This window comes from Ideonella sp. P3_A4 (assembly GCF_056403075.1).
In genome coordinates this window covers 1-637 of sequence record NZ_JBFUGE010001326.1, presented here as the reverse complement: position 1 = coordinate 637, position 637 = coordinate 1, and the positions used below count along the sequence as shown (strand labels likewise).

The window sequence follows — 637 nt, the reverse complement described above, 5'->3', positions numbered from 1 at the left end:
CGCTGCAGGCGGCTTGCGGTGACCTGTCGCCCACCGTGCTGAACCAGCGCCTGGCCGAGCTGCGCGAAGCCCGCCTGCTCGACAGCGACGAGGCCGGCTACCACCTGACACCGATCGGGCTCGACCTGCTCGAAGCGTTCGCGCCGCTGGCCAAGTGGGCGGTGCGCTGGCAACGCAAGGTGTGATCCGGCGCTCGCGCAGAGCCGCTCGCACTACGTAGACCTGTCCAAGCGGGGCCATTGTTCAGGCCCTACACTCGCAGGCTTCGCCGATGAAMCCTGAAGCCTCCAAAGTCTGGCCCGGTCCCCGCTGGCTGCTTGCCGCACTGCTTGCCTGCCTGGGCATGCTGGGTCCGTTCGCGATCGACACCTACCTGCCGGCTTTCACCGGCATCGCCGAGTCACTGGGCGCCACGCCGCTGCAGATGCAGCAGACGCTGTCGGCCTACCTGCTCGGCTTTGCGGTGATGAACCTCTTCCACGGCGCGCTGGCCGACAGCTTCGGCCGCCGGCCGATCGTGCTGGCGGGCGTCGCGTTGTTCACGCTGGCATCGGTCGGCTGCGCGCTGAGCCAGTCGATCGGTGCGCTGGTGTTCTTTCGCGCCGTGCAGGGCATGTCGGCGGGGGCTGGCATGGTG

The 637-nt window shown here is 68.9% G+C and carries 2 protein-coding genes; both read left to right on the top strand.

What is annotated here, in order from left to right; all coding sequences use genetic code 11:
* A partial coding sequence (locus AC1DYI_RS37825) for a winged helix-turn-helix transcriptional regulator (RefSeq protein WP_477209179.1) occupies positions 1-185 on the top strand: 185 nt, incomplete at its 5' end.
* Positions 186-271: 86 nt separating this feature from the next.
* Positions 272-637 (top strand): MFS transporter (locus tag AC1DYI_RS37820; RefSeq protein ID WP_477209178.1); only part of this gene is annotated, 366 nt, incomplete at its 3' end.